Genomic DNA, 24,958 nt, shown 5'->3' with positions numbered 1-24,958 from the left:
GGACTTATTTTTGAAAAAATCAAGTCCTAAAACCTATCCAATTACTTTGCAATTTAATTGGACACCGCTCCTTTTTACGCGGGAATTATACATACCCATCTGGCGGGCGGGAAAGCACCTTTTTCACTTCGCACAACCATCAGTTATCAGATGAAAACCAGGTAGATTATTCATTACCACATCAATGCTCATCGCCTGGGATAGCCTACCCTGTCCCTAAATAATTCGTATGCGGCCGGAAAACCCCACATGAAAGGATTACTGAAAAGAAGCTGGCCGGAAAATCCGCCTTGAACCGGGCAAATCCAATTTCGCTAGTTCCTGGTACTTCTTTTGGAAATTTTGTGGATATAGATCGCCATCCAGAAATAGGCAGCCCCCCATATCGCATTTGCTAAAAACTGAACAATCACACCGGGAACGGGAATAAGCGCAAATCCTAATAGTGCCATCCAACCCGAAGCTTTAGGTAACATATTGCTTTTTTGTATAGCAATTGCCATACAGAAAAGCCCGAGCATCGTGCTCACCAATGACAGGCCAAAATACACTGCCAATGCACCTTCCATACTAACAAACGGAATAATATCTGATATACCCTGCTGGTATAAATGACCAGCCGCCGGAAAAAGGAAAAAGGCGATGGCAAAAACCCCAATACCCAAAAGCTGGTGTGAGAGCGTTAGAAGCAAACCAGCAAAAGCCCACTTTTCAGCTTTCGACTTTTGCAGAAAAAGATACAGTCCAAGTGTTCCAATCATTTCCAGAAAAACTCCAAAAAATCCGCGCCCTGCCCACCAGAGGTATGCGTTGCTGGTAGTAAGTGCTGCAAATTTCTCAGGTTCATGTGCTGCTTTGAAAATTGCATTTTCCTGATCAATTAAAAGGTCGCCAAAGGCAAATACAAGTCCAGCTACCCCTAAACAGGTTAGGGATATTACTATTCTATTTTTCATATTTCTATTGATTAATTACGCTACGGGGAGATACCAATTGATGAATAAATTATCTGGATTTTCGGGATCAGGCATCGAATCAAACTTAAAATAGGATACCCCATGCCTGTGTTCTATATTCTTTTGCTGCACTAATACATTATTTACTTCCGCACTTACAGCTTCGTAGTCCTGTACTTTGCTACAGAAATTATATCTTACGTATCGGCCCTCTAAAATTCTGGCCTGAAGATAAGGCGCTGCGGGAAGCTTAAACCCTTTGGGCACGATTGCAGCATCATAGCGACTTTCTCTGTTGTCCGTAAGATGCGGACATTCATGCAGTATAGCATAATGTTCAAAATCCTGCGGGGTTTTATTTATAGCTTCAATATAAGCTGCCACCTCTTTCCAGATAGCATAAATACTGCTGGAGAAATAATCGCCCCGATAGGCAAAAACCCGGGCAATTTGAGGCTGTTCTTTACAAAGAACACCATTGGTGGATATATAACGAAACGTCCGCAAAGGAAATTCCTGCTGAATTCTTTTAGATTTCCGGTACTGCATCGGGGTGACTGCATACAGCTTTTTAAATGCCCGGCCGAATGAACTATTATCATCAAACCCAACAAGGTACTTTATTTCATCCAGGGGCAACTTAGTTAAAGCCAAAAAATAGGCAGCGGTATGCAATCGTTGTTCCTGAATGTATTTACCCAAGCTCATGCCCAAGTCTGCACTCAGCTTTCGCTGAAGGTGGAACGGGGAATACCCTGTAATTTCTGATAATCGCTCCAACGTGATTTTACTATCCAGGTTGTTGTTTATATACAACAGCACTTCACTGGTCATATTCTTCATTTAGTATTGCAAAAATACCCCATACAGTTTCGTAAAAATGTGCAGATCTTGCTATTTTTACGGCTTTGATAGCTTTACTTGTTATAATTTACGCACAATCTGTCGGAACAACATTTATGAACTCAAATAAAATATCCGTTGTATCCTACAGTCTGACAGGCTATAAATTATTGCTCTTCCTGTTGGCTGAGTGAATTGCGTATATTTGAAAAAAAGGAAACAGCATCACTGAAAAGTCCACTTACTTCATCTTACTATAATGAAAAGGGATGGGAACGGGGAGGAAAAATATACGAAATATTCGGAATAAATTTCTACAGGAAATTATTAGTTTGGGTTGGATGGGAAAAACTGAATAAAAAATCAAAGCCAGTAGAAAAAAACATCAAATCTTTGATGAATTTGCATTATCAAACTAAAAAATCTGAACTAGGCCACATAATTATCTTGCTCATAGTATTTGGATTTAATGTTTTCACGGCATTTAAATTTGGAGTTCTCAAATCTTTGTGGCTACTTGGATTAAATATCGTATTAAACCTATATCCAATTTTCCTTCAACGATATAATCGCCCACGAATAGCAAGAGCTATAAATTTAGGTACTAAAAGCTCCCGGCATACGGCTTCTATAGCTTCCCAACCTGTTTCCCGGTAAGGATATTTAAACTACGCCAGTGCATGGCTATAAAAAATATGGGGCATAAGGCGCAATACGTTTTCCAACGGAAAAATCAAGCATTTAAATACCTACTGGAATTAACAGTAAATGAAGCTGGTCCTCCCATTCTTTGAATTTCACAATTATTCGTTTGATAACACCAACCGGCAAAACAACGTGAGACCTTAGCTTTGCCTCATCAAAACAAAACAGGGTATATCACATGAAAACTCCAGCAAACAAAGTCGGCGTAGAAGAAGAAAAGCATTTGATCCTGCTTACGCTGAATGACTATCTTCAGGGACGTCCGGTAAAAGACATCGAAAGGCTCCGGGCAGCGTTTCACCCCGATGGATACATCAGGACCATCATAGCCGGAAAGTTGGTGCAATGGACATTGCCACAATACCTGGACCTGGTTGCCCAGGCAACATTACAGGCATGCCAACCGGAGCTCCTGTCATATGCGTGGGATGGAGATACCGGGTCGGCCCACGTACAATTGACCTTTGATACGTTCCGGTTCATTGACCGGTTTAACCTGGTAAAGTTAGACGGTAAATGGTGGATTGTAGATAAGATCTCCTATCGGGAAGAATTGCAGCGATAGTTTAATAACGCACAAGCCACAAAACCCGCCGTAACGGATGGTGCTGTGGCTTTGTGGCCTCCGCCGGGATTACGTTTATAAATCTTTACTCATTCATAAATTCTTTGACTGTCAAATGTTCACCGAAGTGATGGATGACCTCGCATATAACATAGTCCTGCTGCATACGGTTGAACGCAGCAGTTCCGTCCGAAATCAGAAAAGTATTGTAGCCTTTTTCGTGGGCATCACGCAATGTACTTTCCACGCAAACGTGGGTAGCATATCCGACCAAATACAGGGTTTCAATTTTGTTGTTACGCAGATACACGTCTAAATTAGACCCAGTAAATCCGCTTGCCCCGACACGTCCGGTTACGATAAACTCGCCGTCGATCGGTTTTACTGTTTCATAGAACTGTGAACCAAATTCGTTAATCGGAAATGTTCCGGCATTCGGAATGGCTTTGCGCAAGCCGCTCTTTCCGTTGGCTAATTCGGGATAGCCTTTTTCAAAGCGTAACCCTACGTGTATAACTTCGATGTTGTTTTTCCTTGCATAGTCCAACGCCTTTTCGATGTTAGCGATTGAATTGTGCATCATTTCCTTATCTTCAACCAATGCCTTGTATAATTTACCGTCTTTGTGCATCCATTCGTTTTGTGTTTCAATGAGGATTAAGGCTGATTTGGCTTGCTCTTGTGCGTTTCTAGTTGCAGTCATTGTTAAATAGTTAAGATTAAAAAAAGTATCCTTATTTTATTTTTCTTGTTTTGTTATTTACATTTTACGGTATACGCCTCTACTGGTTGTTTCTATTTCATTTATTGCGCTTAATTTTCAATAATTGTAAATAATCTACAATTGCAAAATAAAGGCATTAATTTTATATTTGCAACATAAATTGTAAATAATTTACAAAATGACAAAGCGTAAATCAGAAAATGACCTGTCGTTCGACTTCGACTTTTTGGATAAGCTGGTAGTAGGTATAGGCGAAGTTTCGCAAATCACAGGCATCGCCACACGTCAGATAAGGTATTGGGAGGAGAAAGGGATTATCACCAGCCTAACCGAAGAAGAAGGCAAAAACAGGCGGTATGATTATAAAAACATAAAAAAAATGCTGCTCGTTAAGGAACTTATGGACGATGGCTACACACTGGACGCTTCGGCAGAAAAGGTGAAAAAGCGTATGGAAATGATTGAAGAAACGCTTACCAAATTAAAAAAAGGCAAAAGCTAATCCACCTGGCAAAAGACTGACTAAAAAACATATAATCAGTATATGCTTTTTAGCCAGCCTGAAATTTCGGATATGTATGTGTTATTTTTCTGGTACCGTAATGGTTGGATCCCATTGGAAATAGCCATATATGGTTTGATTATTTCCGGAATCATCCAATGTGTATAGTGCAAAATTTACCATAAATGCTTCGGTTCCAGGTTGACCTACAGTTGCTTTATAGGAATAAAAGGTGACGTTGTGCGGTTTAGCTGGCAATCCATTTGAATTTCGATCCGGATTTGGTGTTGCTGCACCAGTTCTTGTTATAGGGGTATATTGAAATGCATCAAATACGTCATCATTAGGTGATATATTCGGGTTCGGGTTCTTAACAACGCCATACAAAATCACTGCATTATCCTGATTATTGGAAGCAGATACTGCACGGAAAGAAACGGTATCCTCTACATGTGCCTTGAAACTTAAATCGGCCGTACCCTGACCACTGACGATTCCGCGTGATCCGGTACAAACCATGTATTCGCTCTTATGGTCTATCGGACATGGGCTTTCTTGTGTGTACTTAGTAAGATCAATATTGTTATCTTCACAATATTTAATTACATAGTTTGTGTCAATCACTATTGTAATTTCAATATCAGCTGGTTCAAACTGATCTGTGCGAGCACCTTTTACTGGTTTTGTTCTTGTGGTTGTCATAAAATAGGATTTTTAAGTTTACACCTACTCTGTTATGGCTTTTCGGTATCCGCCATTTATTAAAGGAATAGTTATTGGGAACGGAAGAAACAAGCATGAACAGGGCATAGTATACCCTATGCATTAAACACCCATGAACGAAACGGCTGCAAAGTACTAGCAGTAAAGACTAGCCGTTAACATTACTGATGAATATTTATGCCCGTAAATGTTTTGTTGTAGCTTTTCCCATCTTTTCGTGCAGTAATCTTGGGTTGGGTATAACGCCTTAAGTCACGGTTATTTTGAGTTAATGATAAAAAGTTGCTGAGTTACTAACAAGAGCAGACGTTATTTTGTTTGACGGGAAAAATTTTTTTATAAAAAAGTTATTCTTTGCTGGTCGATATTTGCTCTTTGATTGATAATGATGATAATCCAGACCAATGATGGAGCCTGCTTAAATGGATTAGCTTGAAAAGTATGTTACATGTTTGATGCTCCACATACGAATAAAATTGCTTAAATAAAAAATAGTAACTCAATACCCATTATTCGTTTGTTATGCAACCCTCTCATGACTACCTGGTCAATACAACAGATAAAATATGACGGCGGTCTTGAATCCAAACTGCCGCAAAAACAAGATGATGGAGGCTGACAAAATCGCCTCCTGCATCGCTTATATGTCATCCAAAATAATGTACCTTTGCGTCCGCCAAACGCCGCCCTTTTTATGGCCGGGGGAAGATGCTACAAATGTAATATGACCGACACCAGAGATGATTGCCCTCAAACCGTACCAGCGCCAGATAACGCTTTCTGCAGGTTTGAGGATCAGAATGCCGCCCAATCCATGGCGAAAGACCTCACCTTTCACCCGAATAATGCGATCCATCCACTTTGCGAAATTGCTGTGGCTGCATTACAACAACATCTTGCCGGGCAAAATGAATGGAAACACAATTTCGGGTTAGACAGCAATGGCGCCGGCGCCGTTATTGGCAAGATGTTCGGCATTTTGGTAGTACGGACCCACGACGGCACACTAGGCTACCTGTCGGCATTTTCAGGCAAGCTGGCCAATGGAAATCATCATGACAAATTTGTAAGCCCCGTTTTCGACGGACTTAAAGCCGACAGCTTTCTAAATACCGGCATGATCCGTTTATCAGAAATCAATGGTAAAATTGCCGCGCTGGTGCAGGAAGATGCCATTTTTCATCAGCCAGCAATCACACAGTTAAAGGAATTACGTAAAACGCATTCCATCGCGTTGCAAAAAAAGCTCCACGAGCAATATAATTTCAGCAATAAAGCAGGCCGCGTAAAAAATATGGTAGATATCTTCACTACTCATGGCTATAGACAGCCACCTGCCGGCGCCGGAGAATGTGCAGGCCCTAAACTACTCCAGTACGCCTTTCGTCACCACATGGAGCCATTGGCTTTAGCTGAATTCTGGTGGGGCTTATCTCCCAAATCCACCACCTGGAAACACGGCGCCTACTATAAGCCATGCAAAGAGAAATGTGCACCAATTCTCGATTATATGTTGAGTGAGTAACAATTACCGCATGTCAGACCTTTCGGCCGGAAATCCTCCGCCTGCTTAAGGTCGTTTCCTAACATTGGGAATTATTACACAACGGTAACAGTTCATTGCTTTTGGGCTAGCTGCTATATATGCAATAGTACAAATGTAAATCCGGAAATTAGCTCCGATAAACCAACTAATAAGAATACAGGGATCCGCCGCCGGAGTCACGATAATGGCGAATCATTCTATCTACATGGTGGGTCTCACAAACACTCAACTTATCTAGATGTTAATATTCTTGCGTCACTAATAATCCTATTCTTGACTCCAAGTTCTTTCGGTCTATGAGCAATTTGTTTAACAGTCAATCTATTTGATTTCTGGTTATAGTAACCAGAACCCTATTTTACAAAAATTTGGTCAATCGTTATTACTTGAAGCTTTAACAAACTTACAATCTGTTCAACGGTCTTTATAGCCAGGCGCTCCGGTAGTTTTGGCAATCCCAATTCATATTCTAAAACTTCCTCTACACTATTTGAAGACAGAAATTCCCTCCTAAAAGAAATTCTTCTTCAGATAGATATCTAAGCTTGCATGGCCAACTATGTTTTAGTAACCCAAAAAAAGGTCGCAATAAATTTTAATTCACAATTGTGTGAATTAAAATTTAATTTCTAACTTCGTGCTTCTGAAGAAGGAAATGTAAAGCCATCCTCTGCTTCTAAATAGATTTAGTTAATCATTTATCACTTAAAAACAAGAACATGAAACATCTTCTTATTGCATTAATTTGTACATTAATCGGGTTTAGCAGTTCAGCAAGCAATTCAACTCCAAAAAAGACCCTTCCGTTTGTAAATAAGCAGGTAGAATTAAAAACAATTTCGAAAGAGAACAAAAACGAAATTATAGTATCCTCTACCCAAAGCAATACTGAGACAGGTCTTCTCCGTATTCAAAGACAATTCCTTTTTGAAGATGCGTGTGGTAACATGTGGATTATTTACGTGTCAGGCCCCAGTAGTGCAACATACTCACAAATGTACGGCGTAGCTCAACATGATTTTGTTGCTGGTGCAGACAGCAACGGTTGCTTTCATGGTCTATAATCGTTTATAGATCCGGAGCAAACTTTAAAAATTAGTCTTGATAGAGTGTAGAAGATGGTTTTTCTTCTTTCAAAATACCTCAGGTCTGGCCTGGGGTATTTTATAAACCAATAATTTAGAATATATGCGTTATTATATAAGGGTTTTTGTATCAGCATTATTTTTATGTTGCCTGTATTCGTTCAGCTATAAAAGTACAAAGCTGCCCGATCCACCTACAACCCTGGCTTATTATCAATTTTATCACATTAAGGATACTACTCAGCGTTGGAAGGTTTGGAGCGAGGATTTTATATTGGCATTTAATTCCGATAAAAGTATATATACCAGCCAAACAAGAGTAAAACAAGATTCGACCATAGCAGAAAAATTAAGGGAAGCAGAAAAAAACAATAACGGCCTGGTCAATATGGGGTTAATTTTGCCTACAACTGAAGATGATATTTATGTAGAGAAAGGTAAACTTGCCGTAGTAAAAAACTATGACCAGCAAAGTTATCTGATTAAGGATGCCTCAGAGAAAATCAACTGGATAGTAGGTAAAGAAACGAAACAACTGTTGGGCTATACGGCACAAATGGCTACTGGCATGGTTAAGGGCAGAAAATACACCGTTTGGTTCACTACAGACATACCTGCAAGCTTTGGTCCCTGGAAGTTGCTGGGCCTTCCAGGCCTGATCTTAGAGGCACACGATGACCACTATTTTATAAAATTCACCTGTACTAAAGTAGTAAACAATGGCAACTTTCAAAATATAAAATCGTTAGATATACCCATCAATGCAATAACTACTTCCACTGCCGAATACGAACGCATGAAAAAGGCCAGTACCCAGGGCTTGGGAATAAACAATTTTGTTGGTACAGAAGTAGCAGTGGATAAGATTACGGCTGCAGATGGCGGCGAAATTAAAACAGCTCCCAAGAAGAAATTTACTATAAATTATCCCTTAGAACTCACACAGTAATTCAGCACATTTGTACATAAAAATCTTTTTATCAAGCTTTTGCCTGTTATTGTATATAATTTCGGCAAGGGCACAACAAACCATTACTATAACTGGTACTGTAAAAGATAGTCTCGCTATGCCGGTGACCTCGGCAGTAGTTTCTATCATCGCTAAAAATGGAGCGGGTATAGCTTTTATCAAAACCGACCAAAAAGGCTTTTTTACCAGCACGGTGCCTAACGACACCCTATCTATCAAAATTACCGCTTTGGGATATCAGAAATTGATTTTACCTATTCCCAAAAACACCAGTGAGCCGCTTACCATTATCCTAAAAAAAACGGTACACACCCTAAAAGAAATTAACATTACTACTCAAAAAAAGATATCGCTGGCCAGCGATACTTTAATGTATAATGTAAAGGCCTTTAAAGACCAGAACGATAGGGTAATTGCCGATTTGATTGGCAGATTGCCCGGTATACAAATTGACGAAAATGGCGCTATCAGCTACAATGGCCGTTCCATCTCAAAAGTTTATATAGATGGTGATAACTTAATGGATGGAAAATACAGGCTGGCCACCAACAATATACCGGTGAATGCGGTAGAGCAGGTGCAGGTTATTGAAAGAGACCAGCCCATAAAAGCGCTGAATGGTTATGTGGTTACCAACAATGTATCACTAAATCTTAAACTTACCGATAGTGCCAGAACTACAACCATTAATACCGGACATGTCGGTTTTGGAAATAAAGTCTACTCTGCAGAGCTAAACAACCTCGTTTTTAAAAAGATGGCTAAAAGTATTGCTAACCTCAAAGCAAATAATACCGGACAAGATTTGCTCAGTGAAAATGCAGATATTGGAACATCTTTTAATAATGAAGTTAATCTAAAAACAGCACGGCCTTATTTATCCATTGATGGTGCTACGCAGCCAGCCCTGAGCGATAAGTACTATTTAATGAACAATGACAATGCCGGAAACATTAACACCTTATTCAAGTTTAAATCTGATTGGGGCCTACGTCTGAACCTATCATCATTGCAATTAAAACGAAAATATCATTACAGCAATTTCGTGAATTATTTTTTACCCAATGCTGATACTGTAGCTTATCAGGAGATGCAGGATAATACTCATAAACTGAACCAATGGCAAATTCAGGCTCAAATTGAAAAGAACAGTAGCTCTGTTTATCTAAAATCTATCACTAAACTGGATTTACCAAAATGGAATAGAGATGGTAACTCGGTCCAAAACGGACTAGGTTTCTCACAAAACCAGCCTTCCAGTTATTTATCGCTAAGTAATGAAACCAGTGTTGTAAAAGCGTTGGGAGCAGGTCAAATCCTCCAGTATAATTCTGTTGTACAATATTACAAAATGGACGAAAGTTTAAAAATCCTTCCGGGAGTTCAACAAGAGCTGGTAAATGATGGTGCAGACTATTTGAAGCTGGATCAGCAGGTGCACGCTAAAAGTACCTTCGTCAACCAATCTGTAACGTATAAAACAAAATTTAAACAGCTTATACTTTCATCGTCTGCAGGTGCTTCTTTTGAACGCAATAAGCTGAATAGTAATTTATATAAAACGGACAGCGCTAATAATACCGGCGTTGCAGGAAATCGTTTTAAAAATGATGTCGACTTTGATCATGTAAGCTTATTTGGAAAAGCATCACTCATCTATCTTCTTCCAAAAGGATCGCTTAGTATCGAAACAAGCCCATCGTATGATTGTATCATCTATACTTCACCCGAAAAAAGTCAGGCTACAAAGCATAAATATTTTTTAATCAATCCAATTATTGAGTTTCGTAAAAATATGGGCAAATACAGTGATTTGAATTTCAGGTATGCACAGCAAACTGAATTTGGGCAAATTAACGAGATTTATCCAGGTGCGATTTTAGTAAATTACAGGCAGTTTAACTTCAATGAAACGCCCCTGCCAAAAACTGATGCAAATTCTTTTATACTAAGGTATTCTTACCGAAAACCATTGAAAATGCTGTTCTATAGTATTTATCTCAACTATAACAGCACAAAACAAAACTTTATAAATTCGTATATTATAGACAAAGGATTAACAAAATCTACAGCGATTGATTTTAGAAATAAAACCGATAATTACGCTATAAATGGCAGCCTGTCGAAATACTTATTTTTTGTGGAAACCACCCTTTGGGTTAATGCCAATCTGGGGCTTCAAAAAGGAAGTAGTTTCTATAATAATGAAATTACACCATTCGACACTTACAACGTTGCCTTATCCATAACTGCCAGAAAAAAAATATTCAACACAGCTACAATATCTATTACCGGAGAAATGGCAAAATTTATAAACTATCAAAATACACTCCAAAATGCCAGTGTTAAAAACGAAACCAACACCCGCAAATTAAAAGCCGGGTGGCAACACAATTTAAACAGCCAAATATCCTATACACTATCATATGCTTTTACTTCGTACCAGCAATCGTTGCAACAGGCAGTGCGTAACGGTTTTCCGGATCTACAAGTTAAATATGCGCCCATAAAATGGAAGAGCTGCTTCGAATTTCAATGTACAAACTTGGCAAACCAAAACTTATACAAACAAATCAATTCTAACTCAAATCAGTTATCAGTGTTTCAAATTCCTTTAAGAGAAAGAACATTTCTATTAAAATATCTATTTACATTTTAAGAGGCCATTAAGAAAAAGCCCATTCAATAATCTGTTCAAGGGTCTTCTTTATTTTTCTGCTTCCTTCCTCTGTATTGATGTCAATCCCGCACATGGTCTGACCGCTCATCTTGGCCTGAAGCGTTAAGTAGTAAACACCCCCGATCAAGAGACCTTGCACTGCCCTGATATCTACTTCTTTATCCTTGAAAAAGTTATCACTAATACTGCTGAAAAGTGCTTCTCCCAGGCGTTCGCGTTCCATATTCAAATCTGTCAAAGGTTTGAAATTCTCACATAAGCCCCAGGTAATAATTTTACGCATTTCTTTGTCTGCCATTAAAGCATCAAACTGTCCCTCTAAAGTAGTATAGGCGATCTGCTTGCCGAAATCCTTCCGGCTTCCTTCTATAATTTCATCGATGTTAACCAGGTTAACTTTCCAGTAATCCTTGCTGTTCAAATACGCTTGTACAAGATTTTCTATTCCTCCAAAGTACTCGTAAATAAGTTTTCTGTCCACATCTGCTTTTGAAGCCACCCGGCTAACATTTAATCCGGGGAAACCTTCTTTTTTCAAAATAGAACCAACTGCCTTTAAAAGTTTGTTCTTAGTTCTTTCTTTATTTCTAATAGGGCCGCTGGTAATTTTTCTTGTCATTTTTTTCAGGATTGGTACCTGGCAATTTCCGATTTTCCAATCGATTTTCAAAGTATATCTACAATTTTATAAATTTCTACATCTCGATTTTGAATTTTTGTGAGAAATATACCGGCAGGCTTTATCATGACAGACCTTAATGGCCACACGCAAAAGCAGCATACAGAAATATCCAAACGATAACCATAGCGATACAAGGTGCCAGCCCAATCAGGATAAGGCCAATGCCAACACCTATAGCCATTGCCATAAAGTGAGGTAACAGTCCAAGGAGAGCAAAGGGTCTTCCAAATCCCCAAATATGCTGATTACGCGAATCGATAAATATAGAATACAGAGAGCTCATTTTATTTATTAGCTATTTTCCAATAGGCGGATATACCACTTAATTTAATCATCAATTATTTTGATTTGGGCCTGCAAACTTTCTCCGTAAATTACCGATAGTTATCTGCGCCGCCTTTACTGTAGGGTCCATTTTCTTTACTAAAAAGTCAGATATTAAAAATATTCTACCTAAATGATATATTAAAAACATCAGTTCTGCATCCGGTATTCATTCGGCGTAATGCCAACACGTTGTTTAAACAGGCGGGTAAAGTGCGCCGGATATTTAAACCCTAATTCACCCGCCACCTGGCTAACAGATTTGTTCACATCGAATATTCTTTCTTTGGCGATGTTTATTATCTTGGTTTGGATGTACTCCTGTGCAGTCTTCCCCGTTTCCTTCTTCACAAGATCGCCAAAATAGTTGGCAGATAAATTCAATTCACTGGCACAATAGGCAACAGATGGTAAGCCAAGATTCTGCGACTTACCGGACTCAAAATAATCATTCAGTAAATGCTCAAAACGTTCCAATAATCCTTTATAGACGTGCTCCCGCGTGATAAACTGACGGTCATAGAACCTCACACAATAGTCCAGCAACAATTCAATATTGGAGGCGATTAGTTTCCTACTGTGTTTATCAATCGCATGTTGTAGTTCGTAGCTGATTTTAGAGAAACAATCCATCACGATCTGCCGCTCTCGTTCTGATAAATGCAGCGCTTCCCGCGTGTCATAAGTAAAGAAGGAATAGTCATTAATTCGGCGGCCAAGTGCTGTACCGTGTATTAAATCCGGATGGAAGACCAGCGCGTACCCTTTGGGCTGGTACATCTCCCCGTTGCTATTAACACCTGCCACCTGCCCGGGCGCGAGAAAGACCAGTGTACCTTCCTGGTAGTCATAAGTATGCCGGCCGTAGGTGATATCGCCACACTTCACCTCCTTCAGGAAAATAGTATAAAACCCAAAGTACATGCGGGAACCACTTCTGGGATTGGCCTTTGAGAGGTCCACCACACTGACCAGCGGGTGCAGTGTTTCATTATTATTAAAAGCGTTATAATCGCTAATGGTATTGAATTTCAACATATTATCCATAAACAATCACAGGTATTTGCTTGTTAAAATTACTGAATAATCATACTGCATCCCGGCTGAGTCCCCCATTTCAGTAATAATGGTAATAAGACCCGTAATTGGTATAAGAACGATGCAGAAAATGTGATACACCTTTGTAAAGTCAAAGTAAACTAAACTAAAGTATGAAAAAGGTAACGCTGAACAATGGAGTACAAATGCCTATTCTCGGATACGGCGTTTTTCAGGTGACAGACCTGGCTGAGTGTGAAAGAGGTGTGTTGGATGCAATTGCCACCGGATACAGGCTTATCGATACTGCTGCTTCCTATGGTAACGAGGAGGCCGTGGGCGCCGCCATAAAGAAATCGGGTATAGCCAGAGAAGAGCTGTTCATTACTACGAAGCTATGGATACAATCTGACGGCTATACCGGCACCAAAAGGGCTTTTAAAAATTCTCTTAACAGGCTGCAGCTTGATTATCTTGATTTATACCTGATACACCAGCCCTTCGGTGATGTTTATGGCGAATGGAGGGCAATGGAGGAACTGTACAAAGAAGGCCGTATAAGGGCTATTGGTGTCAGTAATTTTCACCCTGACCGGTTAATGGACTTGCTTATCCATAATGAGATAGTACCTGCCGTAAACCAGATAGAAACGCATCCTTTTCACCAGCAAACCGCCGCGCAGCAATTCCTGCTGGACAATCATGTACAGATTGAATCCTGGGGCCCATTCGCAGAAGGAAGGAACAATATTTTCCACAACGAACTACTGGGCGGCATTGCAGATAAATACAAAAAATCAATTGCGCAGGTGATTCTAAGGTGGCTTACCCAACGTGGTGTGATAGCTATACCCAAGTCTGTCCGCAAGGAACGAATGGCAGAAAACTTCAACATTTTCGACTTCGAACTGAGTAGCCAGGACATGGATGCCATAAAAGTGCTGGATTCGCCCACCAGCAGTTTCTTCGATCACCGCGACCCTGCAATGGTTAAATGGCTCGGGGAAAGGAAAATGAATATTTAACTCATAAACTCGATCATCACATGGAAAAAAGATTATTGGGAGCATCCGGTCTGGAAGTATCTGCTTTGGGACTTGGTTGTATGGGCCTAAGTTACGGATATGGACCGGCGCTGAATAAAACAGACGCTGTTAAACTTATTCGCGCTGCTTTTGACAGTGGTGTAACCTTCTTCGACACGGCGGAAGCCTATGGGCCATACACCAATGAAGCACTGCTGGGGGAAGCGCTATCCCCGTTCCGTGACCAGGTAGTTATTGCTACCAAATTTGGTTTCAATTTTGGCCCAGATGGAGGTCAGTCAGGTATGAACAGTAAGCCCGAACACATCAGGCAATACGTAGATGCTGCGTTAAAACGGCTCAATACAGATGTTATTGATTTGTTGTACCAACACCGGGTAGATCCTGACACGGCCATTGAGGAGGTGGCTGGTGCCGTAAAGGATTTGATACAGGCTGGGAAAGTGAAACATTTCGGGCTTTCAGAGGCCGGCGCACAGACGATCAGGAGGGCGCATGCTGTTCAGCCGGTAACTGCGCTGCAAAGTGAATATTCTCTTTGGTGGCGGGAGCCGGAAGACGAGATACTACCAACGCTGGAAGAACTGGGTATCGGCTTTGTTCCTTTCAGCCCACTTGGGAAGGGTTTCCTCACTGGTAAGATAGATGAGCACACCACGTTCGATAAAACAGATTTCAGGAACATTGTGCCTCGTTTTTCTGAAGAAAACAGGAAAGCCAATCAGATTATGGTTGAACTGCTGACCAGCATTGCGGTTCAGAAAAACGCTACGCCGGCGCAGATAGCTCTTGCCTGGCTCTTGGCCCGGAAGCCATGGATAGTACCGATACCCGGCACTACAAAATTGCACCGGTTGCAGGAAAACGTAGGCGCTGTTACAGTATCGCTAACGGCCGATGATCTCGCCGATATTGAAAACGCCGCTTCAAAGATCAGCGTGCAGGGCGCAAGATACCCTACACACCTGCAGGCACGGGTTGGGAAATAAACGGTACGACCATCGCCCTTTAACATCATCGACCACCTAAATAACATTAAAAGAAAATGAAACCAGTAAAAAACCTTATTATTCTTGCATTTGTAGCTCTTTCTTACGATGCGGCAGCACAGGACCCACAGGTTTTCCCAAAAGGGGAAATAGCAACCAACACGGATAACTTCACGGGAACCATCTGGCTGAATGAGTTAGTGAAAGCCGACAGTAATTTCGATTTCAACATAGCTGGCGCCACCTACAAGCCAGCGTCCAAACTGGATTGGCATATGCATCCGGGTGGACAAATTCTGCTGATAACTGAAGGTAGCGGATATTATCAGGAGAAAGGTAAAGCGGTGCAGATCGTCCACAAAGGCGATGTTATAAAATGTACACCGGGTGTGGAACACTGGCATGGATCTACACCGAACAGCACCTTCGCCTATGTAGCGGTATCTCCTGCGCAAAAAGGAAAAACGATATGGCTAAAGAAGGTTAGCGAGGAAGAGTATAGCCGGATAAACAATGTTAGTAAGCAGGTTAAAAATGAAGAGCAGGAAATCATCAGCCTTTCTAAAACAAAATGGCGTTGGATGGCGGACCGCAAAGTAGATTCACTGGATACGCTGTTCAATGAAAAAGCTGTATTCGTTCACATGGGTGGTACGATGACGAAGGCGCAGGAACTGAACGTTATTAAATCAGGGTCCATTCAATATAAGCAGGCAGATATCCTGGAAACATCTGTGCAATTGACCGGAAACACTGCCATCCTGTTGAATAAAATCCGGTTGCTGGCTGTTGTTGGTGGTAACGAAGTGACCAATTCGTTTGTTGTGACAGAAGTATATACAAGGCAGGAAAACGGCTGGTCTTTAGGCGCTATGTCATTTACACGGCTGTTAACACAATAGCAGTGCCGCCTAATATTATCTTCATGAAATTCAAAAAATCATTTATGCTTCTCAGTAAGGTATACAGGAATATATATTATGCGTTGATGATAGTCGTGGTATTTATAACGGGTTGTGCTTCCAACAAGGCGAGCACCGATACGGGGCAGTTAATATTGCGACAACAAGGCAGCTTTGCTGTTGGCGGAACAATTGTGACCAATCCCGGTACTTTTGATCCGATCAAAGACGGGGCCTACAATCCTGTCAATCCAAGCACAGCAGGACAAACACTTCATGTAGATCATGCTTATGTTTTCTATCAGATCCCGGAGCGCCCAAGAAAGCTGCCACTGGTATTCTGGCACGGGCACGGACAGTTTACCAAAACATGGGAAACCACACCAGATGGCCGGGAAGGATTTCAGACCATATTCCTCCGGCGCAGATTTCCGGTGTATGTAATTGACCAGCCCAGACGCGGGCACGGTGGCAAAAGTCCACAGCCTGTCAACCTCACGCCCACAGCGGATGACCAGCTGTGGTTTGGTATTTTCCGTTTAGGTGTATGGCCGGACTTTTATCCCGGTGTTCAGTTTTCCAAAGATCCGGAAGCCTTGAACCAGTTTTTCCGGCAGACGGCGCCCAATATTGGTCCCTATAATCCGGAAGTTAATACGAATGCGGTATCAGAACTGTTTAACAAGATCGGCGCCGGCGTTCTGGTAACACACTCGCAAAGTGGCGGCTTGGGCTGGCGTACTGTATTGAAGAACACCAATATCAAAGCCGTTGTTTCTTATGAGCCAGGTGGTGATTTTGTATTTCCGGAGGGGGAAGCCCCGGATTCAATCGTATTGGGTGGACGTATTATCAAACCAGCTACTGTTCCCCTTCCTGAATTCCAAAAATTCACAAAGATTCCAATAGCCATCTATTATGGCGACAACATACCTGACAAACCCAGTACGAATCCTGGTCAGGAACAATGGCGGGTATTCCTGGATATTGCACGAAAATGGAGAGATGTGGTCAATAAACATGGTGGCGATGTTACGTTAATTCATCTGCCGGAGATAGGAATTCATGGCAATACCCATTTCCCATTTTCAGATTTGAACAACATTCAGATTGCTGATCTGTTATCGAATTTTTTAAAGGAGAAAGGACTCGACTAATTTTTTTCTGATGAAAACAATACTTGCTAATTTACTATTGACAGCGATGTTTGTTCCGTTCCTGTCAGGTTGTGCCAAAGCCCAACCTATAGCCACCGATCAAAAGATTTTGATTGTGTATTTGTCCAGAACGAACAATACAAAAGCAATTGCCGGAATCATCCACAAATATATGGGAGGTAATCTGGTGCCTGTCGAGTTGGTAAATCCTTATCCCGCCAATTATCAGGCAACAGTGCAACAGGTAGCAGCTGAAAATGAAAAGGGATATCTGCCTGCACTAAAGACAAAGATTGACAGTATGGAGAAGTATGATATTGTTTTTATTGGCTTCCCCACCTGGGGGATGCAGTTGCCTCCACCAATGAAGAGCTTTTTACATCAGTATAATTTTAGAGGAAAAACAATTATTCCTTTCAACACCAATGGTGGATACGGTATAGGAAGCAGTTTTGATACAGTGAAGCAACTTTGTCCGGACAGTAAAGTACTGGAAGGATTTTCCATCAGAGGAGGTTCCGAAAGGGACGGAAAGATGCTCGCAATAAAGGATAAAGAGGCTGCTGAGGCGGATAGTAAAGTACGGGAATGGCTGCGCAGCATCAATTTATTGAAATAAAAAAAATGAGATGATCATATTCAAAAATAATTCGGTGATGGCATTGTCAATTGTGTTTTCCGGGATGTGTGGTTCAGTGAATGCACAGCAGAGGGAACAAGTTCTTTCAGATAAACAGGAAAGTATCATCCCCATTGCTGCTTATGCAGCAACAGGGAACCAGACGAATTTGAATCAGGCACTGAACAAAGGTCTGGATGCGGGCTTAAGTATCAATGAAGTAAAGGAGATACTGGTGCAACTGTACGCATATGCCGGATTTCCACGCAGTTTAAACGCAATCGGTACACTGGAGAATGTTGTAAGTGACAGGAAACAAAGTGGAATCAATGACGCCGTTGGAAAATCGCCTGCCGCTGTTACTTTCAAACCCTCAAAATTTGAGTACGGGAAAGCGGTACAAACTGAACTAACCGGCACAACGAACATTGGCGCCCCTCAAAAGTATGTTCCTGTTATTGATACTTTTTTAAAGGAGCACTTATTTGCAGATATTTTCAGCAGGGACAATATGGATTACCAAAGCCGTGAGATAGCCACTATTTCGGCGTTAGCCAGTATGGATGGTACAGAAGCGCAGCTGCGGGCTCACCTGAACGTGGGCAGGAATGTTGGTTTTACTGAACAGCAACTACGGCGCATGGCATTCTTGATCTCTACCAAAGTAGGATGGCAGGAAGGCAGTACTGCTACGAAAATGCTGAATGAGCTATTCAACACCGCATCCGCTGATCTGGTAAAAACGGGAAACGACGTTATTGTGGAAAAGGTGACTTTTCCCAATCACAATATTACTGTTGTCGGCAATTTGTTTCTGCCGAAGAACTTCGATCAACATAAACGTTACCCTGCTATACTGGTAGGTCATCCTGCCGGCGGTGTAAAGGAACAGACAGCAGGGCTATATGCACAGAAACTTGCGGAACAGGGGTACATCACGCTTGCGTTTGACGCTTCCTACCAGGGAGAAAGTGGCGGGGAACCCAGGTTCCTGGAAGATCCTGCGGTACGTGTGGAAGACTTTCGTGCGGCGACTGATTATCTGAGCAACCATCCGTCGATTGATCCGAACCGCATTGGGGTACTCGGTATTTGTGCAGGTGGCGGTTTTGCTATCAAGGCTGCACAGACAGAGCATAGACTAAAAGCAGTGGCCACTGTGAGTATGGTGGATCTTGGTCAGCTACGGCGGGAAGGGTTGAATGGTGTGCTAAAACCGCAGATGCAGCAACGTCTTGATGAAGTGGGTAAACAGCGGACGCGGGAAGCACACGGGGAGCCGGTAAAATATGTAAACTACGTATTTAGTACCCGTGAAGAAATTCCTGCCGGGGCAACCGGTATGTATAAGGAAGGGTATGAATACTACCGGACACCAAGAGGGCAGCATCCCAACTCGCAGAATAAGTATGTGTTTACAAGCCTGGATAAACTGATGGCATTCACGGCACTGGACCAGGTGGAAATGATCTCGCCCCGTCCTCTATTGCTGATTATCGGCAAGAACGCCGATTCCCGTTATTTCAGTGACGATGCTTTCGCCAGGGCGTCGGCCCCCAAAGAGCTGTTTGAGGTTCCCGGTGCCTCCCATATTGATATGTACGATAAGCCGGAATATGTGCCGCAAGCGGTGAAGAAACTGTCTGATTTTTTTGGTCAGTACCTTAAATAATAGCTGTATGAATCGACGTGGTGTAACAATAGTTCTCTCGTTTATGATAGTCCTGTATTCATGCGGTTTCCGGGGGAAGGCACCAAAGGCTGTACAGGACCGTGATCCGGATACCATATTCCCCCGGGGTGATATCATTGCGAGCGGCAACTTTACCGGGACAGCGTTTTTACAAATGCTGGTACCTGCTGATACTGTTTATAACACACAGATAGGCAATGTTACCTTCCAGCCAGGGGCCAGAAGCCACTGGCATTTCCATCCGGGCGGCCAAATTCTGCTGGTGACCCACGGTAAAGGATACTATCAGGAAAAAGGAAAACCCAGGCTAATCATACGTTCCGGCGATGTGATAAAGTGTCCGCCTAATGTTGTTCACTGGCATGGCGCCAGCAGTGACAGTAGTCTTACCCATATTGCAATAAGCCCCAATACCCCAAAAGGAGCGGTTGTGTGGCTGCAACCTGTAACTGATAAAGAATATTATGGAGGCATCCGGGAATAATCCGGATACCTCCTACTTGATGTCCCTTACAAGCCTCCAAAATATTTTATCCGATTGTTGAAAGTAAAGCATTCAACAACCGGTTTCTTATTACATATTACTGCACACAATTAAAGCTAAAGCGCATTATTCCAATACTCTCAATCAACTGGTAACGTATTGCTTCTATCGCCCAACTGACATAAATATCACGTCGTAACGCACGTACAACTGTTTAATTACCCACTAGAAAGAGGTTATTATAAGCAATTGCACAGGAAATCTGAAATAATACCTTTACCTGGAAATCACATCATACTTCAAAAACAGGAAATTGGCTGGGTTCTTAATAAAAAAACTGATATTACCTTTGGCATCAGCCTTTTTCAGCATTTTTACTCCTGTTTTCAAATCAGCGATTCTGATGGTTTTACCGGCCAAAAATTTTAAAGTTACTTTTTTGTCTGGTTCATCATTGTGTATTTCCCTGAACAGTAATAAATAGTTGTCTGTTAAGCCTTGTTCACTGATCATCTGAAAACCCGACCAACCTCCATTATCAGGTTTATCACCTATTGGAAAAGTATAGGAAGTAAACATTTTTCCCCTGTGCACTTTATAGAGCGCAATAAATTTCTTTAACTCATCATGCCCTTGAGGATCGAGATATTGGCCACTTTGAAAGAAGCAAGGCACAAAAGGCAGGCCCATAGCAAAGGCATAGGAATGGCCATATTGCGGTGCATCGCTTCGTTCAGCGTTCGTACGCTTTGGATTTTGCAGTAATACCTGTAATTTATTGCTATTGAAATACTTTGACATTAGCCAATGCTGACGCAATACCTGGTATGGTACCATCGTTAAATGGGCAGGGAGACTTTCTTGTATATTTTGAAAATAAATGCTACCATATTCTTTGCAATAATACCAGCCATATCGAGGGTCGTCGTACTCAGGGCACAAAGTGAATTGTGTTTTCATAGGCGCATGCTTCATCACATCCCTGTACTTATTTATCCGTTCTTCATAATCTTTTCGATTACGCAATTGATCGAAGTCAACTTTCCAGGAGACAAACCCCAGGGCGTCAATATTTTTTTTCATTTCTTCAGCTGTACAATACCTTGCTGTTACCCAAAGCCCAAAACGAAGATTAAATTTATCAGCTTCTGCTTTAATTGTTTTCCAACCATCTTTATAACGTGGTTCAAAATCCCTTGCATCGCCGAAACGCCCTCCTTTCTGCCAGCCGTCGTCAATTTGCATAACTTCTACCCCCAGATCTGCTAATGCAGGGATTTCCTTCATCAAATAATCTTCTTCAGTAAATCTTGCCCCGTCCGGGTCAGCAGGTCCCCAGGTATTGCTAAGGATGAACATATCTCTTTCAGGAAAAACAGGATAACGGGTACGATCAAACTTTTTCAATGCCAGTTGCATACCGTCGTTGCCACCATTCCATAAAATGGTCCATGTAGCCCAGCATTCACGGAAACGGTCGGCAACAATTTCTTCAGCGCTCAGTCCCCAACCTGTCACCATTAAGCCATCAGGCCCGGCATAAAAACTACCTGTGAGATGTGCCTGTTGATTTACGCATTTAGGCGATTCTTTTACCACAGTAACTCCTTCCTCTCCTTTCCTATATTCAACGCTTAATCCGCTTGCCCAATTATTGTCTTCTGGTAAAAACAAAGGATAACCGGTTACTATTTTTTCCTCCAGCATATCACGGCTGGGGTCATGTCTGCCCCCTGGATTATTATAGTAGCCCCAATAGCGGCGTTGGTTTTCCATCTTAAAATTCAAAGGCAGATAATCACAACGAGGGCCTGGTAGTTCCATATTGTACCCATAGCTGTCTACTTTTTCTTCTTCTGCCCTGATGCCTTTGGCTACAAATCCCTCTAACGCCCTAATACGCAACTGTGTACGAATACCAACTGCATCAGGATATATCCATACCACATGCTGCACCAACAATTTGGATGCGGCATATTTTATGGTAGATATGACTTGAAGATACCTGCTACTGAACCCTTCATCATCTCCTTCAGTAACGGTTACGCTCATCAACGTTGCCTTTGAAGAATCGCTGATGGCTCCGGGCAGGCTCCAGTCGCACTTCATCCCGGGGGTAATTTGCGCATATTCCTTACTGCGTAGTAAATCTTTAAGACTGATAGTTTGTAATCCGCTGCCTGTCCATTTCCATACCCGTTCCAACTTGCCGGTAGAAGCAATAATTTTCCCTTCCTTCACCATCACTTTTGCATTACCTAAACTATAAACGGAATCCACAGCTACCCGACAATTCGTATTTCGGGCCATCGCTGTATGAGCCGCAAGCACAAACATCCATAGCAACGCTGCCAATAAATATTTCATTATTATATCTATTAAATTGTTTACGAACTATTTTATATAAGCAAACCTCCTGCGGTATCTTCTCACTTGAGGTAATATTTCATGTTCCGGCCCCGGTATGATATCATTTTGTTACTTTCTGATTTTCTTACCCCACTTCAGGTTCCCGTTATCAACCGTCCCTTCAAAAACGCTCTTTCCCGGTCCGCTTAATTTAAACCGCACATCCCACTCCTTTGGCCAGGCGGGTAAAAGCTGCACATCTTCGTTATCGTATTGCAACAACATACGTTGCAGCGCAATCATTGCCACACAACCATGATCCTGGTCTGGCGTCCAATCATAATTAGGCCCCCAAAATGCCGGGAAACGGAAGTCATTATCCCATCTTGAAAAACTTTCCGCAATCATCTTTCCCGATTCTTCCGCCAAACCCAGGTACGCCGCCTGAATGGAGTTTTGCTGCCATCCGCCGTTTTCTTTATGTGTTTTTGCCCCGTAAGTTCTCCGCGCCAACTCTACCCCAGGCTTGCCTACCGTAAACATCCTGTAAGGAAATACAGCATACATTTCCGGATTCTCCACATTAGCCTTATTGCTATACACCTGCGCGGGAGCAAGAAGAGTATCCCGGCCTACCATGCGGATAGGCAATGCTGGCAATTCGCTCACCAATTTCGCCCACTCCTCTTTTTTCTCTTTACCAGTAAATTGCTCCGGAAGACCAAGCATTTTTCCGGCTACTGTTGTAATGCCAACAATTTCAGGCAACGGATTTACCGCGGAATGAAAGGTCTCCAACGACATGGCAGGATCAAAAAGAATTTTTCCATCTTTGCCACGTTTCCAGTGCTTGTCATAAAACGAAAGAATCTCTGAAACAAACGGAACCAACGTGTCTTTTGCAAACTGATTATTCTTCGTAAAGGAGTAATAATCCAGCATCATCAACGACAGCTCCAGTCCACTTTGCCAGTAATAACGGATATAAGGATTTTTGGCATAGCCATCTTTCAGGCTGTCCCTGTTACATCCGTAGTCTCCATCGGCATAGGTACCCCAGAAATTCATAGTTTCAGGAAAGAAAGCTCCCGCATGCCCATAATACTTCATTGTGGCCTCTTTCCGGATAGGCAGTGCTTTCATATACATGGAAAATAGTGGCCGCATCAGATCAAAGTCACCGGCTTCAAGCAATGACCAATAAGGCAAGCGCGTATTCTGCCACCAATAGCATCCGCCCCAAAGACGGAAATCAGCATTCAGGCCTTTATAATCACCTGTGCGGTTATAAGTATCTACGGTAAAAATGCTGCCATTGAACTTTATGGGAGAATTGCCTCTACCACTACATGCAGTCATAAAACGTTGCAAAATATATCCCTGAGTCACCGTTTCTGCTTTTCTCCTGGTAACCGAATCCTTTGCCGTGACGAAAATATAAGAGCGGTTCCAGAAATGCTCCCACCATACGTTATGTGCCAATTCCCGCTTTATCAGGGGAACGGCCTCAATAGCTTTTGCGCGGGCGAAAAGCGTTTGCTTCCATTCGGCTACACTGCCGGCCTGCGTAAGCGGGAAAATACCAATCTGAAAAACGTTCGCCGCTTTTTTACTGGTAAGCACCGTGTCGGACATGTTGTTCAATCCCGGCGCTTTGATCATAAGCCCGAAATTCCGGTAAAGTAATGGATCGTTGCTTTTCCTTTCAAAATCTGACAAACCTTGTACTTGAATATTATGATTCCAGATAGAATTAACATTACGATGAAATGAAACAATTCTATCGTTATTGCCTAACAATAGCGAATCAGCTTCTTCATACACTATTTTCTCGCAATCTTCAGACACCTGCTTGGCGCCAATACCCCAAACGCCCCAGCCTTCGCGGCCAAGCAATGGCCGCCGCTCTTTTCGCCAGTTTTCATAAGTCACCCGCACATTCACCAGGTTTTTGCTTTTTATATCTACCTGTATTACAGGATGGTTAGCATCTATCCAGCATTTTATTTTTGTATCGCCGTAACTGACAAGGATCTCCCCGTCCCGTAATTTAAGTTCCTGCGAAAAAAATCCCTTACTCAATGGATTAGGTGTAATAGACACCCTTACCTTTCCCAATTTCAACAACCGGCCCAAGTCATCCCATGCGTCTGTTTTTGAAACATAAAAGACCAGGTCGCCGTTATCCTCCACCCATACATTGGCGCCAATATCGCCATTGCCTATGGGCATCGATCCCAGCGAATTTATTCCTGGCGACCGCCAGACAACATTGTAATCATTTAATGTCTTCTTCTGTGCAAAAAGATCTGGCACCAACAACGAAAAAAACAAGTGAGCTAGAAAAATCTTTTTGAACATCTTAATAGTTAGTTT

Annotated in this window: 22 protein-coding genes; 14 read left to right on the top strand and 8 right to left on the bottom strand. The window is 42.0% G+C overall.

Annotated features, from left to right (window positions below; all coding sequences use genetic code 11):
• Window positions 1–314: 314 nt before the first annotated feature.
• Both FHW36_RS15090 and FHW36_RS15085 read right to left on the bottom strand, forming a co-directional pair.
• The gene (locus FHW36_RS15090; protein WP_145670397.1) at window positions 315–956 is read right to left on the bottom strand and encodes a hypothetical protein; all 642 of its coding nucleotides are present in this window, start codon (window positions 954–956) and stop codon (window positions 315–317) included.
• A 15-nt stretch (window positions 957–971) separates the two neighbouring features.
• Window positions 972–1,790 carry an AraC family transcriptional regulator gene (locus tag FHW36_RS15085; protein ID WP_186452461.1) on the bottom strand — a complete coding sequence of 273 codons (819 nt, stop codon included), beginning with the start codon at window positions 1,788–1,790 and terminating at the stop codon, window positions 972–974.
• Between the two features lie 204 nt (window positions 1,791–1,994).
• On the opposite strand from FHW36_RS15085, the gene FHW36_RS30720 reads away from it, so the two are divergent.
• Both FHW36_RS30720 and FHW36_RS15075 read left to right on the top strand, forming a co-directional pair.
• The gene (locus tag FHW36_RS30720; RefSeq protein WP_246121160.1) at window positions 1,995–2,456 is read left to right on the top strand and encodes a glycosyl-4,4'-diaponeurosporenoate acyltransferase CrtO family protein; all 462 of its coding nucleotides are present in this window, start codon (window positions 1,995–1,997) and stop codon (window positions 2,454–2,456) included.
• Between the two features lie 226 nt (window positions 2,457–2,682).
• On the top strand, window positions 2,683–3,069 hold the full coding sequence (locus tag FHW36_RS15075; protein ID WP_145670395.1) for a nuclear transport factor 2 family protein: 387 nt from the start codon (window positions 2,683–2,685) through the stop codon (window positions 3,067–3,069).
• An 85-nt stretch (window positions 3,070–3,154) separates the two neighbouring features.
• On the opposite strand, the gene FHW36_RS15070 is transcribed toward FHW36_RS15075, so the two are convergent.
• Window positions 3,155–3,772 carry an isochorismatase family cysteine hydrolase gene (locus FHW36_RS15070; RefSeq protein ID WP_145670394.1) on the bottom strand — a complete coding sequence of 206 codons (618 nt, stop codon included), beginning with the start codon at window positions 3,770–3,772 and terminating at the stop codon, window positions 3,155–3,157.
• Between the two features lie 199 nt (window positions 3,773–3,971).
• Between FHW36_RS15070 and FHW36_RS15065 the strand changes: the two genes are divergently transcribed.
• On the top strand, window positions 3,972–4,295 hold the full coding sequence (locus FHW36_RS15065) for a MerR family transcriptional regulator (RefSeq protein ID WP_145670393.1): 324 nt from the start codon (window positions 3,972–3,974) through the stop codon (window positions 4,293–4,295).
• Window positions 4,296–4,376: 81 nt separating this feature from the next.
• On the opposite strand, the gene FHW36_RS15060 is transcribed toward FHW36_RS15065, so the two are convergent.
• On the bottom strand, window positions 4,377–4,997 hold the full coding sequence (locus FHW36_RS15060) for an inclusion body family protein (protein ID WP_145670392.1): 621 nt from the start codon (window positions 4,995–4,997) through the stop codon (window positions 4,377–4,379).
• 745 nt (window positions 4,998–5,742) lie between these two features.
• Here FHW36_RS15060 and FHW36_RS15055 point away from each other — a divergent pair.
• The 4 genes from FHW36_RS15055 to FHW36_RS15040 all read left to right on the top strand — a co-directional run bounded on the left by FHW36_RS15055 (window position 5,743) and on the right by FHW36_RS15040 (window position 11,278).
• On the top strand, window positions 5,743–6,543 hold the full coding sequence (locus tag FHW36_RS15055; protein ID WP_186452460.1) for a pseudouridylate synthase: 801 nt from the start codon (window positions 5,743–5,745) through the stop codon (window positions 6,541–6,543).
• 740 nt (window positions 6,544–7,283) lie between these two features.
• A complete protein-coding gene (locus FHW36_RS15050; protein ID WP_145670391.1) occupies window positions 7,284–7,628 on the top strand; it encodes a hypothetical protein in 345 nt (114 codons plus the stop codon).
• A 124-nt stretch (window positions 7,629–7,752) separates the two neighbouring features.
• Window positions 7,753–8,598, top strand: coding sequence for a GLPGLI family protein (locus FHW36_RS15045; protein ID WP_145670390.1), 846 nt, complete (start codon window positions 7,753–7,755; stop codon window positions 8,596–8,598).
• A gap of 10 nt (window positions 8,599–8,608) precedes the next feature.
• On the top strand, window positions 8,609–11,278 hold the full coding sequence (locus tag FHW36_RS15040; RefSeq protein WP_186452459.1) for a carboxypeptidase regulatory-like domain-containing protein: 2,670 nt from the start codon (window positions 8,609–8,611) through the stop codon (window positions 11,276–11,278).
• A gap of 7 nt (window positions 11,279–11,285) precedes the next feature.
• On the opposite strand, the gene FHW36_RS15035 is transcribed toward FHW36_RS15040, so the two are convergent.
• Both FHW36_RS15035 and FHW36_RS15025 read right to left on the bottom strand, forming a co-directional pair.
• Window positions 11,286–11,969 (bottom strand): TetR/AcrR family transcriptional regulator, encoded by a 684-nt coding sequence (locus tag FHW36_RS15035; RefSeq protein ID WP_222429087.1) that lies wholly within the window; start codon window positions 11,967–11,969, stop codon window positions 11,286–11,288.
• 486 nt (window positions 11,970–12,455) lie between these two features.
• On the bottom strand, window positions 12,456–13,352 hold the full coding sequence (locus FHW36_RS15025; RefSeq protein ID WP_145670386.1) for a helix-turn-helix domain-containing protein: 897 nt from the start codon (window positions 13,350–13,352) through the stop codon (window positions 12,456–12,458).
• A 164-nt stretch (window positions 13,353–13,516) separates the two neighbouring features.
• On the opposite strand from FHW36_RS15025, the gene FHW36_RS15020 reads away from it, so the two are divergent.
• Genes FHW36_RS15020 through FHW36_RS14990 form a run of 7 tightly spaced genes read left to right on the top strand, consistent with a single transcriptional unit; the run spans window position 13,517 to window position 20,233 of the window.
• Complete coding sequence (locus FHW36_RS15020; protein WP_145670385.1) at window positions 13,517–14,368, top strand: aldo/keto reductase; 852 nt, start codon at window positions 13,517–13,519, stop codon at window positions 14,366–14,368.
• 20 nt (window positions 14,369–14,388) lie between these two features.
• Window positions 14,389–15,378, top strand: a complete 990-nt coding sequence (locus tag FHW36_RS15015) for an aldo/keto reductase (protein ID WP_145670384.1) — start codon at window positions 14,389–14,391, stop codon at window positions 15,376–15,378.
• Between the two features lie 56 nt (window positions 15,379–15,434).
• Window positions 15,435–16,280 (top strand): DUF4440 domain-containing protein, encoded by an 846-nt coding sequence (locus FHW36_RS15010; protein WP_145670383.1) that lies wholly within the window; start codon window positions 15,435–15,437, stop codon window positions 16,278–16,280.
• A gap of 23 nt (window positions 16,281–16,303) precedes the next feature.
• A complete protein-coding gene (locus FHW36_RS15005) occupies window positions 16,304–17,437 on the top strand; it encodes an alpha/beta hydrolase (RefSeq protein ID WP_222429086.1) in 1,134 nt (377 codons plus the stop codon).
• A gap of 10 nt (window positions 17,438–17,447) precedes the next feature.
• On the top strand, window positions 17,448–18,056 hold the full coding sequence (locus FHW36_RS15000; RefSeq protein WP_145670381.1) for a flavodoxin: 609 nt from the start codon (window positions 17,448–17,450) through the stop codon (window positions 18,054–18,056).
• A gap of 10 nt (window positions 18,057–18,066) precedes the next feature.
• Entirely contained in the window at window positions 18,067–19,728 is a 1,662-nt protein-coding gene (locus FHW36_RS14995) for an alpha/beta fold hydrolase (protein WP_145670380.1), read from the top strand.
• 7 nt (window positions 19,729–19,735) lie between these two features.
• Window positions 19,736–20,233: a cupin domain-containing protein gene (locus FHW36_RS14990; RefSeq protein ID WP_145670379.1), complete on the top strand. Its 498-nt coding sequence runs from the start codon at window positions 19,736–19,738 to the stop codon at window positions 20,231–20,233.
• 276 nt (window positions 20,234–20,509) lie between these two features.
• Here the strand turns inward: FHW36_RS14990 and FHW36_RS14985 are convergent, their stop codons facing one another.
• Entirely contained in the window at window positions 20,510–22,285 is a 1,776-nt protein-coding gene (locus tag FHW36_RS14985) for an alpha-amylase family protein (protein WP_186452457.1), read from the bottom strand.
• 426 nt (window positions 22,286–22,711) lie between these two features.
• Window positions 22,712–24,943 (bottom strand): DUF5703 domain-containing protein, encoded by a 2,232-nt coding sequence (locus FHW36_RS14980; RefSeq protein WP_145670377.1) that lies wholly within the window; start codon window positions 24,941–24,943, stop codon window positions 22,712–22,714.
• Window positions 24,944–24,958: the final 15 nt, after the last annotated feature.

Origin of the sequence: Chitinophaga polysaccharea (assembly GCF_007829335.1) — a bacterium.
In the GTDB taxonomy this organism is placed as follows: Bacteria; Bacteroidota; Bacteroidia; order Chitinophagales; family Chitinophagaceae; genus Chitinophaga; species Chitinophaga polysaccharea_B.
Note: the sequence above shows the minus strand (reverse complement) of the source record. Positions and strands in the feature narration are given on the sequence as shown.

What these genes read in the sequence shown, in the direction of transcription:
- FHW36_RS15060 (WP_145670392.1), bottom strand. Translation starts at nt 4,997, where the DNA reads ATGACAACCACAAGAACAAAACCAGTAAAAGGTGCTCGCACAGATCAG.
- FHW36_RS15065 (WP_145670393.1), top strand. Translation starts at nt 3,972, where the DNA reads ATGACAAAGCGTAAATCAGAAAATGACCTGTCGTTCGACTTCGACTTT.
- FHW36_RS15020 (WP_145670385.1), top strand. Translation starts at nt 13,517, where the DNA reads ATGAAAAAGGTAACGCTGAACAATGGAGTACAAATGCCTATTCTCGGA.
- FHW36_RS15015 (WP_145670384.1), top strand. Translation starts at nt 14,389, where the DNA reads ATGGAAAAAAGATTATTGGGAGCATCCGGTCTGGAAGTATCTGCTTTG.
- FHW36_RS15055 (WP_186452460.1), top strand. Translation starts at nt 5,743, where the DNA reads ATGACCGACACCAGAGATGATTGCCCTCAAACCGTACCAGCGCCAGAT.
- FHW36_RS15000 (WP_145670381.1), top strand. Translation starts at nt 17,448, where the DNA reads ATGAAAACAATACTTGCTAATTTACTATTGACAGCGATGTTTGTTCCG.
- FHW36_RS15005 (WP_222429086.1), top strand. Translation starts at nt 16,304, where the DNA reads ATGAAATTCAAAAAATCATTTATGCTTCTCAGTAAGGTATACAGGAAT.
- FHW36_RS15075 (WP_145670395.1), top strand. Translation starts at nt 2,683, where the DNA reads ATGAAAACTCCAGCAAACAAAGTCGGCGTAGAAGAAGAAAAGCATTTG.
- FHW36_RS14980 (WP_145670377.1), bottom strand. Translation starts at nt 24,943, where the DNA reads ATGTTCAAAAAGATTTTTCTAGCTCACTTGTTTTTTTCGTTGTTGGTG.
- FHW36_RS14990 (WP_145670379.1), top strand. Translation starts at nt 19,736, where the DNA reads ATGAATCGACGTGGTGTAACAATAGTTCTCTCGTTTATGATAGTCCTG.
- FHW36_RS15070 (WP_145670394.1), bottom strand. Translation starts at nt 3,772, where the DNA reads ATGACTGCAACTAGAAACGCACAAGAGCAAGCCAAATCAGCCTTAATC.
- FHW36_RS15010 (WP_145670383.1), top strand. Translation starts at nt 15,435, where the DNA reads ATGAAACCAGTAAAAAACCTTATTATTCTTGCATTTGTAGCTCTTTCT.
- FHW36_RS15090 (WP_145670397.1), bottom strand. Translation starts at nt 956, where the DNA reads ATGAAAAATAGAATAGTAATATCCCTAACCTGTTTAGGGGTAGCTGGA.
- FHW36_RS14995 (WP_145670380.1), top strand. Translation starts at nt 18,067, where the DNA reads ATGATCATATTCAAAAATAATTCGGTGATGGCATTGTCAATTGTGTTT.
- FHW36_RS14985 (WP_186452457.1), bottom strand. Translation starts at nt 22,285, where the DNA reads ATGAGCGTAACCGTTACTGAAGGAGATGATGAAGGGTTCAGTAGCAGG.
- FHW36_RS15085 (WP_186452461.1), bottom strand. Translation starts at nt 1,790, where the DNA reads ATGACCAGTGAAGTGCTGTTGTATATAAACAACAACCTGGATAGTAAA.
- FHW36_RS15045 (WP_145670390.1), top strand. Translation starts at nt 7,753, where the DNA reads ATGCGTTATTATATAAGGGTTTTTGTATCAGCATTATTTTTATGTTGC.
- FHW36_RS15050 (WP_145670391.1), top strand. Translation starts at nt 7,284, where the DNA reads ATGAAACATCTTCTTATTGCATTAATTTGTACATTAATCGGGTTTAGC.
- FHW36_RS15025 (WP_145670386.1), bottom strand. Translation starts at nt 13,352, where the DNA reads ATGGATAATATGTTGAAATTCAATACCATTAGCGATTATAACGCTTTT.